The organism is Acrocarpospora phusangensis, from assembly GCF_016862995.1.
In the GTDB taxonomy this organism is placed as follows: domain Bacteria; phylum Actinomycetota; class Actinomycetes; order Streptosporangiales; family Streptosporangiaceae; genus Acrocarpospora; species Acrocarpospora phusangensis.
In genome coordinates, this window is record NZ_BOOA01000030.1 from 20,152 (window position 1) to 35,322 (window position 15,171).

The following is a 15,171-nucleotide window of genomic DNA, read 5'->3' on the forward strand; positions in this document are numbered from 1 at the left end:
ATGGCCTGGCAGCTCCACTACACCTCGGCCGAGTCCGGGCCGACCGGCCGGTCGGGTTTCCAGTTCGTCGCGGAGACGCGGGACACCGGCCGGCCGGGCCTGCACGACCTGGCCGCCCCCCACATGACCTACCGCCCGCCGCCCAGCGCCCCCCTCGCCCCCACGCCAGCCGAGATCACGACATTTCCGGTCTCGCTGACGTACGAGCCCGGGCTGCTGTCCCGCTGCGTCTACCTGGGCCGGGACTACTCCGGCCGGTACGGCAACTTCCTGGGGCACGCGCTGGTGCTGGGCGAGGGCGACCTGGTCGGCTCCCGCCCGATCGAGTTCTGGGCCGCGCCGTTCTGGTCGGACGCGCCCGCGAACGGCGCGCTGGACGAGCTGACCGAGCTGACCCCCGGCTCCGCCGTCGACCCGGAGGCGCTCGGCGGCTGGCTGTCGGCCGGCGGCCCCGGCTCCTACGAACGCCTCGCCGAACTGCTGGAGACCGTGCGCAGGTCGCTCACCCGCGGGTACGGCCGGCTGGTCCTGGTCGCCGAGGACGTCGAGGAGGTGGTCCGCTGGATCGCGGTCATCTCGTTCTCGCTGCCCTGGGCGGCGGCGGCGCGGCTGTCGTTCGCCACCTACAGCGCCGACCCGGCCGCCTGCCGGCAGCTGATCGTCGGCACCACCCCGGACGTGTGGATCCCCTCCGACATCGACGCCAGCGTGATCCGCCTGGACGAACCCCCCGCGCCCGTACGGACCGGGCGGTTCGCGGCCACCGCGGTCGGGTTCTGGCGCCGTACGGACCTGGACGGGCTGGACGCGCTCGGCGAGCTCGGCGACGCGGAGCCGGAGACGGCGGCGGCGCTGATCGCGCTCTGCCGGGGGGACGGCACGGTGGGGCCGGAGGAGCAGCGGGCGGTCATCCCGCTGGTCGAGCGGGGGCTGCCCGACTGGGCCTGGCGCATGCTCGGGCGGTGGGCGGGGCTGCTCGGCCGGGAACTGGCCGCCGCCGTCGCCGAGCACGGTCCGCCGGAGGCCGCCGATCCGTGCGCGGCGCGCTGCGCGGCGTTGGCCATGCGCGATCCGGCGCTGCCGATTCCGTCGCGGCTGATGCGGGCGCCGTACCTGGCCGCGCTGACGACGGCGGCGGGTTCGGCGCTGGGCGAGGCGGACACGCCGCCGCTGGTGGTCGCGGTGCTCCGCGTCGCCGACGTGTACGGCCTGCGGCTCGACCCTCGGGCCGTGGAGGACGCGGCGACGGCCGCCATCCAGCCGGACTCCGCCGAACTGGCCGAAGCCATCGAACGCACTCCTTCCGACTGGCGAGAAACCCTTTTAGCCGGATTTATCGGTGGATTGGAGGAAGCATCCCCGGAGTTGCGCGAGCGGCTGCTCACGCCCGAGGTGAGCGCGCTGATCGCCGGCCGCGACTGGACGACCGCGCCCAGGACCGGCGCCCTCGTGCTCCGCCTGGAGGCCGCCGCCGGACGCCGCGACCGCGTGGACGCCACGATCGAGCTGCTCGGTTTCGCCGAGGACCGGGAGGAGACCCTCAAGGCGCTCTGGCGGGCGCAGCCCACCGCCGCCGAGTGCGCCCGCCTGATCGAGGCGCTCGGCCCGGAGATGGACGCCTCCCCGCAGCTCAGCGAACTCCCCGCGCGGGCGTTCCTGACCGGCGGCCTGAAGGGCCCGGACGTGCTGAAACTGGCCGAGAAGGTCAGGGACGGCCTGTCCGGCTACCCGGCCGACGACGCCGAGGCCACCCTGATCGCCGCCCGCCTCGCCCAGGCCCCCACCCCGGTTGAGGCCGCCCGCGCGGTAGACGCCCTGACCGAGCTGACCCGCGAGGGCCACCCCGACCTGATGCCGATGACCCGGACCACCGCCGCCAAGGCCCTCGCCGGGAAGGACCCCCGGTTCAGGACCACGGTGGTGAAATCGGTGACCGAGCACGCCCGCCGCTGGCTGATCGACGCCTGGCTCACCGCCAACCGCAACCGCGACCAGCAGATCGCCCTGCTGGAGGTGGCGATCCGGCTCCGGACGGCCGGGGTGATCATTCCCCGGCTGGACGAGTGGGCCCGCTCCCAGGTGAGCAACTGGTCGATGTTCGGCTCGGTCGAGGCCCACTTCAAACGGGACGCGGAACTCGCGGCGGGGCTGCGCGAGCTGACCGGCCAGAAACGCCGCCGCATCTTCGGCCGGGGCGACGGCTGATGCCGTTCCTCGCCTTCGTGGTGTGGGTCGCCGCGATGTGGCTCGGGTTCGTCGCGTTTCCCGTCGTGTTCGCGCTCGCCCTGGCGGCCACCGTGCTGGCGGCGGCCGGGATCTACTTCCGGCAGGCCGGCCGGGTGCTGCTGCCGGATGTGACCGACGGGCACTCCCCCATAGGACTTCCCGGCCAGGGCGGGGACCCCGCGTACCGGCACTATCTGGTGACCCAGGTCTGGCGGGACTGGTGGGCGATCACGCGCGGCGCGTACCCGAAGATCGTGATCACCGCCGCCGACGCGGTCAGGGCCACCACCAAGGCGCTCATCGGCGACGCGCGCGGGGTCTTCCTGTTCCCGATCTGGCTGGCCGTCTGCGCCGGCGTGATCCTCGCCGCGCTGCCGCTGGCCGCGCTCGGCCTGCTGATCACCGGTGTGTACGCGCTGACCGTCGCCGCGGGCATGCTGGCCTGGCTGGCCTGCGTCACCGTGCTGCGCGCCGTGGAGCAGGTCTTCACGCTGGTCCGGCGCATCCTGCAGGCCTGCCCGTACCCGGGCTGCTACGCGAGGATCACGCTGCCGGCGTACGCCTGCCCGGCCTGCGGCGAACGCCACCGCGCCCTCACCCCCAACCTCAACGGCGCCGTACGGCACGCCTGCCGGTGCGGGGCCCGGCTGCCCACCACGATCCTGCTGGGGCGGCACCGGCTGCAGGCGCACTGCCCGGAGTGCGACCGGCTCCTGCCCGCCAGGATCGGCCGCGTACGGGTGGAGCCGCTGCCCTTCGTGGGCGGGCCCGACGCGGGGAAGACCACCTTCATGGCGCTGGCCGTGGACGCGCTGCTGGGCGCCTCCGGCCTGCGCGCCGAGTTCGTGGACCAGGGCGACGAGCTCACCTTCCACCAGCTCAAACGGCAGCTCGCCGACGGGCGCATGATCAAGACGGGGACGCAGCTGCCGAAGGCGGTGATGCTGGACGTGACCCTGCCCCGGGAGGGGAGCCGGATCCTCTACCTGTTCGATCCGTCGGGGGAGCATTACACGGGGGCGAGCGAGGTGGAGGCGATGAGTTATCTGGCGCACGGGGAGGCGCTGCTCATTCTGGTGGATCCGTTCGCGCTGCCCGCCGTACAGGACAGTCTGGTGAGCGGGGATCGGGAGCTGCTGGCCGCGAACGGGCTGCGGCCGTCGCGGGAGGATCCCGCCGACACCGTGCACCGGGTGCGGAACGAGCTGGCCGGGCGGGCGGACGGCGGGCGGCAGCGGCGGATCGCGGTCGTGGTCACCAAGGCCGACCTGCTGCGGCAGACGGCGACCGGCGGGGGCGCACAGGATGATCCGGCCGGGTGGCTGGCCGGCATGGGCATGGGCAATCTGACGCGGGCGCTGGCGGCCTCCGGCGCCAAGGTCCGTTACTTCCTGTCCGGCATACCGGCGGACGCCGCCGAGATCCTGGACCTGCTCACCTGGCTGATCGGCCTGCGTCCCGGCGCCAAGCAGCCCGCCGGCGAGACCCGGCCGCGGCGGCCGTGGATTCCCCGGAGCCGGCCGCCGGAGCGTCCTCCGCTCAGTTACACAGTCGCCCGCCGCCTCATCTTCGGGGTCACCGTCGTGCTGTCGCTCGCGGCCGTGGTCCTGCTCGCGCTCGCCGGGTGGGCCTGGCTCAGATAGGCAATTCCCGTAATTCTGATTTATCGCGATTAATTGTGGCGGTATTCGCGCTGTTTGACCGGAGTGCGTTTTGCCTAATGCGCGCTCGGGCAGCATCGGGGCGGCGCGGAAATGGCAGGCGATTTCTCCCGCGTTCGCGCCCGACCATCACAATCTCAAGAGGAGACGAAATTGTCTCACTTTCTCAGGGTGCCGGGGCTCGTCGCGGGGGCGGCGGTCATGGCCCTGCCGCTGTCCCTGGCCGGTTCCGCCTGGGCCGGGGAGCGGCCCGTCGAAATCAGGCTGGCGGCCAAGCCGGAGTCGTCAGTCGTGAACGCGACCGCGGGCGGGCGGCTCACCATCGCGCTCGCCGACACGATCCGGAGCCGCTTCGTCAGCGCGATGGGGAGTTCGCTGCGTTTCACCGCGCCGCCGAACCTGACCTTCACCGGCGTCGCGGACGGCATGTTCACGGGGGGCTGGACCTGGTCGCAGTGGTACCGGTGCGCGCTCGACTCCGATACGCAGATCACCTGCGCCCGCGATTCCGGGTATTACGGCCTGCCGGTGCGCGACGAGACCATCTCGATTCCGGTCGCGGTCCGGAATGGGACCTCGCCGGGGACGTACACCGGCGGCCTCGCGGAATTCACCCCCGGCAAATTCCTGCCGGACCACGCCAAAGTGTCGATCCCATTCGCCTATTCGGTCACCGGTGAGCCGTCGCCGCCCACGGCGGTCCCTTCGGAACCCGCCAAGCCCCCTGCCGAGCCCGCCGTGGAGATTCCGCGTCCCAAGCCGGGCAAACCGGGCTACCTGCGGCTGTCCGGGGACGAGCAGATGGCGATCGAGGTCAAGGACGGCGACTCCGCCAACAACACCCCGGTCGTGCTGCGCGTGTACGACGGCGGCGCCGCCCAGCAGTGGGAGATCAACCCGATCAGGAACGACTCGATCATGCTGCGCAACCCGCAGACGCGGAAATGCCTGGACATCGGGGCCAAGAAGCCCGACGTACGGACGCCGGTCAACATCTGGCGGTGCAGCCTCGTCGACTATCCCGAGCAGGAGTGGAAGCTGCGCCACCACGACGACGAGTTCGAGATCTACTCGCCGTACGCCGACAAGTGCCTGGAGCAGTCGTCCGGGGCCGACGGCGTGCAGCTCATGGTCGCGTCGTGCGACAAGAGCGCCGCGCAGCGGTGGAAGTGGAACAGCTGACTCTCGGCGACGCCATGCGGCCGGGCTTTCCGCCCGGCCGCACCATCTGCCGGAATCACGGCCGGAATCACGGCCGGACGACCGTCACCGGCACGACTCCGCGTGCGCCGCCGGGACCGCGCACCCACACGACATCGGCGTACCCCTACTCGTCGGGCAGCAGGTAGCGCCAGCTGACCACGAAGACGGCTCCGGAGCCGGTCTTGAAGAGCGACTGCCCGGGCCCGCCGCCCTTGGGTCCGGTGGCGCCGCCCTGGGGGACCGCCTTGACGACGGCGGCCGACGCCGCCCCGTCGAGATCCGTCTTCCAGACCGGGTCCACCGAACCCGACGGCTCCTGCACCCCGGCCGGCCAGGGCTTCGCCTCGCCCTCCACGCCCGGGGCGTTCTCGGCCACCACGCGCACCCGCGCGGCCGTGTAGTCGGTGCCCTCGGACGCGGCCCTGGTGGCCAGGCCGTCCATCAGCTTCTTGGCCTCCGTCAGCTCCTTCGGGTAGAAGTCCGCGATCTGGTCCAACGCCGGCACCCGGACCTCGTGCATCCTGCCGTCCTTCGCGCGCACCCCCAGGACGGTGTCAGGCACGTCCGTCACCATCGGCGCGTCCGGCTTGGGCGCGGCCGTCGGCGGCTGCCCGTTCAGGAACTTCTCCATCGAGGCCACGGTCTCCCCCACCTCCGCCTCGGTCAGCCGGAAAGTCTTGACCGCGTCGGCGATCACCTGCCCGTCGCTGTAAACCACCACCCGCGGGGGCCGCAACGTGTTCGTCGTCGCCGTCACGAACCCGCCCTCGGCGCCCCAGAGCACGACCGCCTGCGCTGTCGCCTCCTCCGCCGGAGCCGCCGTCGTCTCTCCCCCACCGCAGGCCGTGGCCAGCGAAAACACCGCCAGAAGCAGCATCATTCTGAGTCTCATGCCCCAGAAACGTAAGCACCCCTCATGTGGTTCAGAGTTGCCCTCGCCATGCCCTTCCCGCATGATCCCTTCCACGGGGTACACGCGCCGAAGGGGCGACGATGAAGGCATTCCTGGCTGTCCTGGGCGTCGCCCTGGCCGGTTCGATGGTCGCGGTCTTCGTGATCCTGCTGAGCCCCGCGGACGGTCCGGGCGAGGCGCGCGTGATCGTGAGCGCCGCCGCCTCCACCGGAGCCCGCACGAACGTGCTCCTGGACGTCGAGGGCGCCGTCATCGAGGACTTCACCGGCGACTGCTGGCACAGCCGCCATCCCTACCTCTGCCAGTACGTCAAAGAGCGACTGCTCGCCGAGGATCCGCAACTGCTCACCCGCGGCGGCCTGACCATCCGTACGACGATCGACCAGCGGCTCCAGCAGGCCGCGCAGCGGGCCATCGACGCCCACGTCGGCCGCGACGACGCGCCCGTCGCCACCCAGGTCATAATCGTCCCAGATGAGGGCGCCATCCGGGCGATGGCCACCAGTCGCGCGACCTCCGGCGGGCCCGCCCTCCAGCAGGGCACGACGGCGATGCCGTACACGCTGGCCGCCGCGCTCGCCGCCGGCCTGCGGTACGACGACGGCTTCCGCGTCTCGGACGAGTACCGCATCCCGGCCGGGGCGTCGTTCCGGGACTGCGCGGGCAACGCGGCGGGCGCGGAGCACATCGTCGTCAACCGGGAGAGGGACGGGGAGCGGTTCGTCACCCTGCGATCGGGCGTCCAGGGCGCGGTGAACACGTTCTTCATGCTCCTGGAGGAGAAGGTGGGCCTGTGCGAGACCGTCACGGCGGCCGAGCGTCTCGGGCTCGGGCGCGCCGACGGCACACCGCTCCGGCAGGTGCCGACCTTCACTCTGGGCGTCAACGAGACCGACCCCGTCTCGGTGGCCAACTCGTACGCGACCCTCGCCGCCCGCGGCCGCTTCTGCGAACCAAGAGTGATCACCGAGATCCGCGACGCCTCCGGCGGCTCACACCCCGTCCCCGCCCGCTGCAGCCAGGTCCTGGACCCGGCGATCGCCGACGCCGTCACCGGAGCCCTCACGGACGCCCCCACGGACGCCCCCACGGACGCCCAAGACCTCGGCCGCGACGCGGCGGGCATGCCCGGCACCGCCGACGGCTACACCGCCGCCTGGTACGCCGGCTACACCCCTGCCCTGGCCTCCGCCGTCAGCCTCGGTCACCCGGACAGCCCGTTCCGGCATCCACTCATCGACGTCACCATCGGCGGCCGCCCGTACCCGCAGGTGGACGGCGCCTCGATCCCCGCCCGGATCTGGCAGGCGACGATGACCGAATCGGTCCAAGGCACCCCGGAAACCCGCTTCACCCCACCGGACCCCGGCCGCTTCGGCTCCTGCCGCGACGCCTGCCAGAACTGACCGCGTCTACAGCACGGGCAGGTAGCGGCCCAGTTCGTACTCGGTGACGTGGCGGCGGTATTCGCGCCATTCCGCGCGCTTGTTGCGCAGGAAGAAGTCGAAGACGTGTTCGCCGAGGGTTTCGGCGGCCAGTTCGCTGTGTTCCATGACGGTGATGGCCTCGTCGAGGGACTGCGGGAGGGGCTGGATGCCGAGGGCGCGGCGTTCGCCGCTGGTGAGGGCCCAGACGTCGTCCTCGGCGCCGGGGGGCATCTCGTAGCCGTGCTCGATGCCGCGAAGGCCGGCGGCGAGGATGAGGGCGTAGGCCAGGTACGGGTTGCAGGCCGAGTCCAGGGAGCGGAACTCGATGCGGGTCGAGCCGCCCTTGTGCGGCTTGTACATGGGGACGCGGACCAGCGCGGAGCGGTTGTTGTGGCCCCAGCAGATGTAGGAGGGGGCTTCGCCGCCGGCGCCGGCGATGGCCTCGGCGCCGCCCCAGAGGCGCTTGTAGGAGTTGACCCACTGGTTGCACACCGCGGTGATCTCGGCGGCGTGTTTGAGCAGGCCGCCGATGAAGGAGCGGCCGATCTTGGAGAGCTGGTAGTCGGAGCCGGGCTCGTAGAAGGCGTTGCGGTCGCCCTCGAACAGGGACATGTGGGTGTGCATGCCGGAGCCGGGGTACTCGGTGAACGGCTTGGGCATGAACGAGGCCCAGACGCCCTGCTCCAGCGCCACCTCCTTCATGACCAGGCGGAAGGTCATGATGTTGTCGGCGGTGCTGAGCGCGTCCGCGTAGCGGAGGTCGATCTCCTGCTGGCCGGGGGCGCCCTCGTGGTGGCTGAACTCGACGGAGATGCCCATCGACTCCAGCATCATGATCGCGTTGCGCCGGAAGTCGTGGCCGGCGCTGTGCGGGGTGTGGTCGAAGTAGCCGCCCTCGTCGATGGGCTCGGGCCGCGCGCCCTTCTCGGGCTTCTCCCTGAGCAGGAAGAACTCGATCTCGGGGTGGGTGTAGAAGGTGAACCCCATGTCGGCGCACTTGGCCAGGGCGCGCTTGAGCACCCAGCGGGGGTCGGCGTGGGACGGGGAGCCGTCCGGCATGAGGATGTCGCAGAACATCCGGGCCGCGCCGGGGGTCTCGCTGCGCCAGGGCAGGATCTGGAAGGTGGACGGGTCGGGCTTGGCGAGCATGTCCGACTCGTACACGCGGGAGAAGCCTTCGATGGCGGAGCCGTCGAAGCCGATGCCCTCGGCGAAGGCGCCCTCCAGCTCGGCGGGGGCGATGGCGACCGATTTGAGGAAGCCGAGGACGTCCGTAAACCAGAGTCGGATGAACCGAATATCGCGCTCTTCGAGCGTGCGGAGAACGAATTCCTGCTGGCGGTCCAAGGCGCTACCTCACGGAATGGACATCTCTGGGCATCTACCAGTGTGCCCTTTCTGTGTTTCACATGCGTTACGCGGCCGCGGTGCGGACTCTCCGTCGCGCCTCGCGGACAACGCGTGAACATTGTCCTAGCGTGTTATCACATGAGCGCTGAGCTGCGGATACCGTCCGCTGCGGCCATTCTTGTCCCGCTTGCCGAGCTGTTCCCGCCGTTGGGGTGTTCGTCCCGGCCGTGTGACGGGAACCTGCTCCGTGCCTGGGCCGCCCCGTACGGCCTGCCGACCGACGCCGGGTTCCACCGCCTGGCGGGCCGGCTGCTGCCCGAGGCCGGTCTGCTGGCCCGCTGGCTCACCTGGGCGTACGCGTTCGACGACTGGTGCGACGAGGGCACGGGCAGCCGGGACGGGCGGGTGGTCGAGCGCATGCTGGCGCGGCTGCGGGAGACCATGCGCACGGGGCACGCCTCCGGGGAGCCGCTGCTGGCCTCCTTCGCGGACCTGTGGCGCTCGACCGCGCCGGGGATGAGCCCGGCCTGGACGCGGAGGTTCGCCAACCGGCTGGTGCTGCACGCGGACGCCTGCAGGGTGCAGTCCGTCAACCGGGCGTACGGCCGGGTGCCGACGGCGGGCGAGTATCCGGCGCTGCGCCGCCACGCCTTCTGCGGCTTCGCCACCGACCTGCTGGAACCGTGCCTGCGGGTGGAGGTCCCCGGCCGCCTGTACGTCTCGCCGCCGTGGCGCACGCTGGTGGAGGCGTCCGCGGACGTGATCGCCTGGTGCAACGACATCGCCTCGCTCGGCAAGGAGCAGGGCGACCCGCACAACTACGTACGGGTGGCGGCCGAGCGCATCGGCGTGCTGGACCCGGCGGAGTGGGTGGCCGACCGGATCGCGGAGCGCGCGGAGGACCTGTGGGACGCGGCGCTCGCGCTCCCGGACGCCTGCGCGGAGCTGGGCGTCTCCGCCGAGGTGGCGCCGGTCGCGGAGGGGCTGCTGGCCGCGCCGAGGGCGTTCGCCGAGTGGCTGCTGGAGTCGGCGCGATACAGATCAACGTAACGTAATCACTCGATCGCGCTATGTACATGCGTGAGGCATGCGAAGCGCCGTGATCGGCGGAGGACTCTCATGGTGGGTGCCGTGGCGGCGGCGATGGCGGTCGCCGTGCAGGTGACCAGGACGGTGGCGTGCGCGGACGGGCCGGAGATCGGGCGGGCCTACTTCTACGACCCGCCGGACGACCAGGGCAACTGCTCGCTGCCCTCGGCCGGGCGCCTGTTCGTGTCGGTCTCCACCGGGGAGTACGCCGGATCGGCCGCCTGCGGGGGCTACCTCGACGTCACCGGCCCGCTCGGCACGGTCCGCGTCCAGGTGGTCGACCAGTGCACGACGTGCCGCGACGGCGAACTGGACCTGAGCCGTACGGCGTTCGCGAAGATCGCCAAGCCGGACGCGGGCGTGACCGGGATCGTCTACAGCCGCGTGCGTAACCCCCGCGTCGCCAAGCCCCTGGCGTTCCGCGTCAAGACGGGCTCCTCCACCGACTGGATGGCCGTCCAAATCATCGACCACGGCAACCCGCTGCGCAGCGTCCGGGTCCTGGACGGGCCGCACTGGCGGGACCTGCGCCGCTCCGGCGACAACTACTGGATCTTCGACCACCGGCCGGGCCCCGGCCCCTTCACCATCCGGGTCACCGACGTGTACGGCCACCGGGCCACGACCGGCGGCGTGGACCTGTCCCCCGGCGTCGTCCAGCGCGGCACCCGCCGCCTGTACGGCCAGAGCGCCGTCACCCCGGTCACCCCCCAGACCCTGCCGAGCCCGTTCCCCGCACGGGCCCCCGCGGCGGCCCCTTCGCCCGCCCCAACCGGCTCGGTATTCTGCTGAACCCACCCCCGCACCAGCGGCGTCATACGGTGAAAGCGTGGCAATCGGTCATTGATCGGGCGTCGACCCGAACGCGATACGGTCCGCGCGCGACCGATTGACCGACTGGGGGCGACGAGATGGCGGCGCGAGCCGGCACGACAGCACTCACCTCGCCTAGGAGGACGCCGCACGAGCCCGTGTGGTTGACAGGCGAAACCGAGCGCCCGGTGAAGGCGCACTGGATGCGTGTGCCGAAGGCGTGGGCGCGCTGCGCGGCCCTCACCGTCGCACTCGTCTCGATCGCGCTCGAACTCACCGACATCTGGATCACCGCGCAACTCCCCCAGGCGACCTACACCCCGCTCCCGTTCGCCCCCGAGGACATGGCCGGAACCGCGTTCCCCGTCTTCGGCGCCCTCCTCGTGCTGCGCCGCCCGCGCCTGGTCATCGGCTGGCTGCTCTGCCTGGGCGGCCTCGGCGCGGCCACCAACATCACCGTCTCCAACCTGGCCAAGCTGATCGTCCAGGAGGGCGGCCACCCGGCGGTCTTCCTGCTCTGGCTGTTCGCCTCGGCGGTCTGGAGCCTCACCACGTACGCGCTGGGCATCCTGCTGCCGATGCTCTACCCGACCGGCCGCCTGCTCTCCAACCGCTGGTGCGTGCCGGGCGGTCTCGCCGCGCTGGTCCTGATCGCCGACTGGGTGCGGGTGCTGATCGGCCCGTCCACCCTCAGGACCGGGCACAACCCGTTCGCGGTGGCGGCGTTCGCGCCGTACTACCAGGACACCCGGGAGGTGCTGTCCTGGCTGATCAAGCTGGCCCTGGTGCTGGCGTTCTCGTCGCTGGTGGTGCGGTTCCGGCAGGCGGGGCCGGCCGAGCGGCGGCAGATCCTGTGGCCGCTGCTGGCCATCTCGGCGCTGGTGGTGCCGTGGGCGGTCGGCGACCCGCTCTGGTGGACGGCCTCGCTGACGATCCCGCTGATCCCGGCGGCGATCACCGTGGCCGTGCTGCGCTACCGCCTGTTCGGCATCGACACCCTGGTCACCCGGGCGCTGGTCGGGGCCGGCCTGGTCGGCGTCATCGCGGGCGTGTACGTGCTGGCCGGCGCCGCCTCCAGCTTCTTCCTGGCCGGCGTGGACCAGCTGTTCGGCCTGGCCGCCGCGCTGGTAGCGGGCGCGTTCTTCCACCCGATGCGGCGCGCCCTCCAGCGCCTGGCCGACCGGATGCTGTACGGCACCCGCGGCGATCCCGTCGCCCTCGCCGACGGCCTCAAGGCCCGCCTCCAGCGCAGCGACCCCGTGCACGGGCTGCTGGCCGCCCTGGAGACCCTGCGGGAGGGCCTCGCGGTGACCGGCGCCGCGGTCGAGATCGACGGCGCCGCCACCGCCACGGGCGAGCTGCCCGAGGTGAGCCGCACGATCCCGCTGGTCTGGCACGGCCAGCCGGTCGGCACGCTGCTGATCGGCGCGCACGGCCGCCGCCGGTTCCCGCGCGCCCACGACGAGCGGGTGATCGCGGTGCTCTCGCCGTACGTGGCGGACGCGGCGCACACCATGCGCCTGACCACGGCCCTGCAGCGCTCCCGGGAGCGCATCCTGACCGCGCGCGAGGAGGAGCGCCGCCGCCTGCGCCGGGACCTGCACGACGGGCTCGGCCAGACGCTCACGGTGATGGCGATGACCCTCAACATGGCCAGGGTGAACCTGCCGCGCTCCCCCGACCTGGCCGACTCGCTGCTGAAGGAGCTCCGCACCGGCATGGACGCCGTCTCCGGCGACATCCGCGAACTCGTGTACGGCCTGCGCCCGCCCGCCCTGGACGATCTCGGCCTGGCCGAGGCCGTACGGCGGCTGGCGGCCGAAGGCCCGATCGTGGAGATCGACGGCGAGATGGAGGGCCTGCCCGCCGCCGTGGAGGTGGCCGCCTACCGGATCGTCCAGGAGGCGCTCACCAACATCCGCAAGCACGCCCAGGCGACCTGGGCGAAGGTGACGCTGCGCCGCGAGGACTGCCTGGTCGTGGAGGTCAGCGACGACGGCGTCGGCCTCCCGGAGTCGCTCAACCCGGGCGTCGGCCTCGGCTCGATGCGGGAGCGCGCGGCCGAACTCGGCGGCACCTGCACGGTCGCCTCCAGCCTGTCCGGCACCACGGTCACCGCCCGCCTGCCGCTCTGACACCCGATGAACCCCGTGAATCCCGGCGAGCCCGCGTGAGCCCGCGGTTGGTCCCCTGGTCGAGCGGTTACACGCCGGAGACCAGCGCGTCGCCCACCGCGGTGCGCTTGTAGAGCACCTCGCGGCCGATCCGCTGCCGGCTCACCAGCCCGCCGTCGGACAGCACGGTCAGATGCTGGCTGACCGCCCCCGCCGTCAGCTCCATCCGGCGCGCCAGCGCCGACGTGGACGCCGGATCCGCCAGCGCCGTCAGGATCTGCGCCCGGGTCCTCCCGATCAGCGCGGCGAGCGCCCCCGGCGTGCACGGCTGCCCCGACGACCACAGGTTCCCCGTCCCCCGCGCCGGATAGATCAGCATCGGCTGGTACGGCTCGCACATCACCCCCACGTCCGGCCACCGGAACACACTCGGCACCAGCACCAGGCCGCCCCCCGCGATGTCGCACGCGTGCTGCCACGGCCGCGCGGTCACCAGCCGGTCCCCGTGCCAGGTCACGGCCGGGTGCAGGTCCGCGAACAGCTCCCGCACCCCGCCGCTGGCCAGCCGCCGGGTACGCCACATGACGTCCGCTTCGAGCAGCCCGTGCACCCGGGGCCAGAACTCGGCCAGCGCCAGCGTCCAGTACGCGTCGAGCGTGTCCGCCACCCGCCGCACCCCCTCGGCCGGGTCGCGCAGGAACCGCTGGAGGGCGGCCGGGTCGAGCGGCTGCACCCAGCCGACCTCCTCGGCGGCCTTGTCCGGCGGCGTGAGCCGTACGCGCTGGAGTTCGGCCGCGAAGTCGGGCAGCGGGGTGTCCGGCGGCGGCGTCAGGAAGTCGGGGAAGAAGCCGTCGGGCGGGACCAGGGCCAGCAGTTCGGTGAGATCGAAGGAGCGCAGGCGGGGCCGTACGACCCGGAGCCAGGGCAGGTGCAGCGAGTGCCGGGCCGGGCTGCGCAGCACGCGCAGGCTCGACACCAGCTCCCAGAGCGGCGAGAACGCGAAGCGCAGCCGCGCCACGTCGTCCGGGCCGAATCGCCATTCGATGGCCATCTTTTAGCCTCCGCTAAAAGATTCGCATGCCTCCCGGCCTGTTGTCCAAGGTGGACGGGTGACCGTCACCGCGCCTCCCTCGCCGCCCTCGTCCTCCTTACTGCCGTCCTTCCTCCAGTCCAAGATCGGCGGACTGCCCCGGGCGTTCTGGGTGCTGTTCGGCGGAACCGTCGTGAACCGGCTCGGCACGATGGTGGAGCCGTTCTTCGGCATCTACCTGACCCAGGCGCGCGGCATGTCCCTCGCCGTGACCGGGCTGGTGCTGTCGGTCTTCGGCGCGGGCTCGCTGCTGTCGCAGCCGCTCGCGGGCTGGCTGGCGGACCGGGTCGGCCGGCGGGCCACGCTGACCGGCGGCATGCTGGCCTCCGCCGCCACCATGCTGGCGCTCGGCTACAGCACCAGCGTGCCGGGCATCGTCGCGGGCATGTTCGTGCTGGGCGTGGTGGTGGACGCCTACCGGCCGGCCTCCCAGGCGCTGGTGGCCGACCTGGTCTCCCCGGTGGACCGGCCGCGCGCCTTCGGCCTGCTGTTCTGGGGCCTCAACCTGGGCTTCTCGATCGCGATGATCACCGGCGGCTGGCTCGCCGAGGCCGGTTTCCTCTGGCTGTTCTGGATCAACGCGGTCACCTGCACGGTCTTCGGCGTGCTGGTCTGGCGGGCCATCCCGGAGACCCGCCCGGAGGCGTCGGCGCACGAGGGCGGCGGCTTCCGCGAGATGTTCAAGGACCGGCTGATGCTCGCCTTCGTGACCGTGAACCTCGCCTACACCTGCGTCTACCTCCAGGCCTTCTTCACCCTGCCGCTGGCCATGAAGGACCTGGGGACCAGCGCGTACGGGTGGGTGATGGCCGTCAACGGCCTCGTGATCGTCTTCGTGCAGCCGCTGACCAACGGCTGGCTGGCCAGGCGCGACCCCAGCACCGTGCTGGCGGCCGGTTTCGCCATCGTCGGCCTGGGTTTCGCCCTGACCGTATTCGCCAGTACGGCGCTCGGGTTCGGGCTCACCGTGGCCGTCTGGACGTCCGGCGAGATCCTCACCGCCGGCATGGGCGGCGCGATCGTGGCGTCCCTGGCCCCGCCGCACCTGCGCGGCCGCTACTCCGGTCTGTACGGTTTCTCCTGGTCCGTGGGCTCCCTGATCACCCCGCTGTTCGGCACCCGGCTCCTGGAGGCCGGCCCGGTGGTGCTCTGGTCCTGCGTCGGCGCGCTGGGCGTGGTGGCCGCCCTCGGGCAGCTGGCCCTGGGCCCGGCCATCCGCCGCAGGTCCCGGCTGGTGACCGCACCATAATCGGGCCATAATCTCCGCAGACGGATTTGCGGGGAG

At 72.1% G+C, this 15,171-nt stretch carries 11 protein-coding genes; 8 read left to right on the forward strand and 3 right to left on the reverse strand.

All coding sequences use genetic code 11. The features are described 5' to 3' along the window. The 3 genes from Aph01nite_RS19120 to Aph01nite_RS19130 all read left to right on the forward strand — a co-directional run bounded on the left by Aph01nite_RS19120 (position 1) and on the right by Aph01nite_RS19130 (position 5,069). A complete protein-coding gene (locus Aph01nite_RS19120; RefSeq protein WP_204042273.1) occupies positions 1 to 2,205 on the forward strand; it encodes a GAP1-N2 domain-containing protein in 2,205 nt (734 codons plus the stop codon). Further along, a complete protein-coding gene (locus Aph01nite_RS19125; protein ID WP_204042274.1) occupies positions 2,205 to 3,869 on the forward strand; it encodes a TRAFAC clade GTPase domain-containing protein in 1,665 nt (554 codons plus the stop codon). Before Aph01nite_RS19120 ends, Aph01nite_RS19125 begins: the two co-directional genes overlap by 1 nt. Positions 3,870 to 4,040: 171 nt before the next feature. Continuing rightward, positions 4,041 to 5,069, forward strand: a complete 1,029-nt coding sequence (locus Aph01nite_RS19130) for an RICIN domain-containing protein (protein WP_204042275.1) — start codon at positions 4,041 to 4,043, stop codon at positions 5,067 to 5,069. Between the two features lie 145 nt (positions 5,070 to 5,214). On the opposite strand, the gene Aph01nite_RS19135 is transcribed toward Aph01nite_RS19130, so the two are convergent. Continuing rightward, the gene (locus Aph01nite_RS19135) at positions 5,215 to 5,982 is read right to left on the reverse strand and encodes a hypothetical protein (RefSeq protein WP_204042276.1); all 768 of its coding nucleotides are present in this window, start codon (positions 5,980 to 5,982) and stop codon (positions 5,215 to 5,217) included. Positions 5,983 to 6,083: 101 nt separating this feature from the next. Here Aph01nite_RS19135 and Aph01nite_RS19140 point away from each other — a divergent pair, with 101 nt between their 5' ends. Next, positions 6,084 to 7,409 carry a penicillin-binding transpeptidase domain-containing protein gene (locus Aph01nite_RS19140; protein WP_204042277.1) on the forward strand — a complete coding sequence of 442 codons (1,326 nt, stop codon included), beginning with the start codon at positions 6,084 to 6,086 and terminating at the stop codon, positions 7,407 to 7,409. 6 nt (positions 7,410 to 7,415) lie between these two features. Here Aph01nite_RS19140 and glnA2 read toward each other — a convergent pair whose 3' ends face one another. After that, on the reverse strand, positions 7,416 to 8,777 hold the full coding sequence (gene glnA2 / locus Aph01nite_RS19145; protein WP_204042278.1) for a gamma-glutamylpolyamine synthetase GlnA2: 1,362 nt from the start codon (positions 8,775 to 8,777) through the stop codon (positions 7,416 to 7,418). Positions 8,778 to 8,918: 141 nt separating this feature from the next. Here glnA2 and Aph01nite_RS19150 point away from each other — a divergent pair, with 141 nt between their 5' ends. From Aph01nite_RS19150 to Aph01nite_RS19160, 3 genes are all read left to right on the forward strand, one after another. Further along, complete coding sequence (locus Aph01nite_RS19150; RefSeq protein WP_204042279.1) at positions 8,919 to 9,830, forward strand: terpene synthase family protein; 912 nt, start codon at positions 8,919 to 8,921, stop codon at positions 9,828 to 9,830. A gap of 69 nt (positions 9,831 to 9,899) precedes the next feature. After that, a complete protein-coding gene (locus Aph01nite_RS19155) occupies positions 9,900 to 10,661 on the forward strand; it encodes an expansin EXLX1 family cellulose-binding protein (protein WP_204042280.1) in 762 nt (253 codons plus the stop codon). 224 nt (positions 10,662 to 10,885) lie between these two features. Beyond that, the gene (locus tag Aph01nite_RS19160) at positions 10,886 to 12,817 is read left to right on the forward strand and encodes a sensor histidine kinase (RefSeq protein WP_204042281.1); all 1,932 of its coding nucleotides are present in this window, start codon (positions 10,886 to 10,888) and stop codon (positions 12,815 to 12,817) included. 67 nt (positions 12,818 to 12,884) lie between these two features. Here Aph01nite_RS19160 and Aph01nite_RS19165 read toward each other — a convergent pair whose 3' ends face one another. Next, positions 12,885 to 13,847 carry a DUF5937 family protein gene (locus Aph01nite_RS19165; protein WP_204042282.1) on the reverse strand — a complete coding sequence of 321 codons (963 nt, stop codon included), beginning with the start codon at positions 13,845 to 13,847 and terminating at the stop codon, positions 12,885 to 12,887. Between the two features lie 58 nt (positions 13,848 to 13,905). On the opposite strand from Aph01nite_RS19165, the gene Aph01nite_RS19170 reads away from it, so the two are divergent. Beyond that, positions 13,906 to 15,135, forward strand: a complete 1,230-nt coding sequence (locus tag Aph01nite_RS19170) for an MDR family MFS transporter (RefSeq protein ID WP_239161808.1) — start codon at positions 13,906 to 13,908, stop codon at positions 15,133 to 15,135. Positions 15,136 to 15,171: the final 36 nt, after the last annotated feature.

What these genes read in the sequence shown, in the direction of transcription:
- Aph01nite_RS19135 (WP_204042276.1), bottom strand. Translation starts at nt 5,982, where the DNA reads ATGAGACTCAGAATGATGCTGCTTCTGGCGGTGTTTTCGCTGGCCACG.
- Aph01nite_RS19150 (WP_204042279.1), top strand. Translation starts at nt 8,919, where the DNA reads ATGAGCGCTGAGCTGCGGATACCGTCCGCTGCGGCCATTCTTGTCCCG.
- Aph01nite_RS19155 (WP_204042280.1), top strand. Translation starts at nt 9,900, where the DNA reads ATGGTGGGTGCCGTGGCGGCGGCGATGGCGGTCGCCGTGCAGGTGACC.
- Aph01nite_RS19140 (WP_204042277.1), top strand. Translation starts at nt 6,084, where the DNA reads ATGAAGGCATTCCTGGCTGTCCTGGGCGTCGCCCTGGCCGGTTCGATG.
- Aph01nite_RS19120 (WP_204042273.1), top strand. Translation starts at nt 1, where the DNA reads ATGGCCTGGCAGCTCCACTACACCTCGGCCGAGTCCGGGCCGACCGGC.
- Aph01nite_RS19160 (WP_204042281.1), top strand. Translation starts at nt 10,886, where the DNA reads ATGCGTGTGCCGAAGGCGTGGGCGCGCTGCGCGGCCCTCACCGTCGCA.
- Aph01nite_RS19165 (WP_204042282.1), bottom strand. Translation starts at nt 13,847, where the DNA reads ATGGCCATCGAATGGCGATTCGGCCCGGACGACGTGGCGCGGCTGCGC.
- Aph01nite_RS19125 (WP_204042274.1), top strand. Translation starts at nt 2,205, where the DNA reads ATGCCGTTCCTCGCCTTCGTGGTGTGGGTCGCCGCGATGTGGCTCGGG.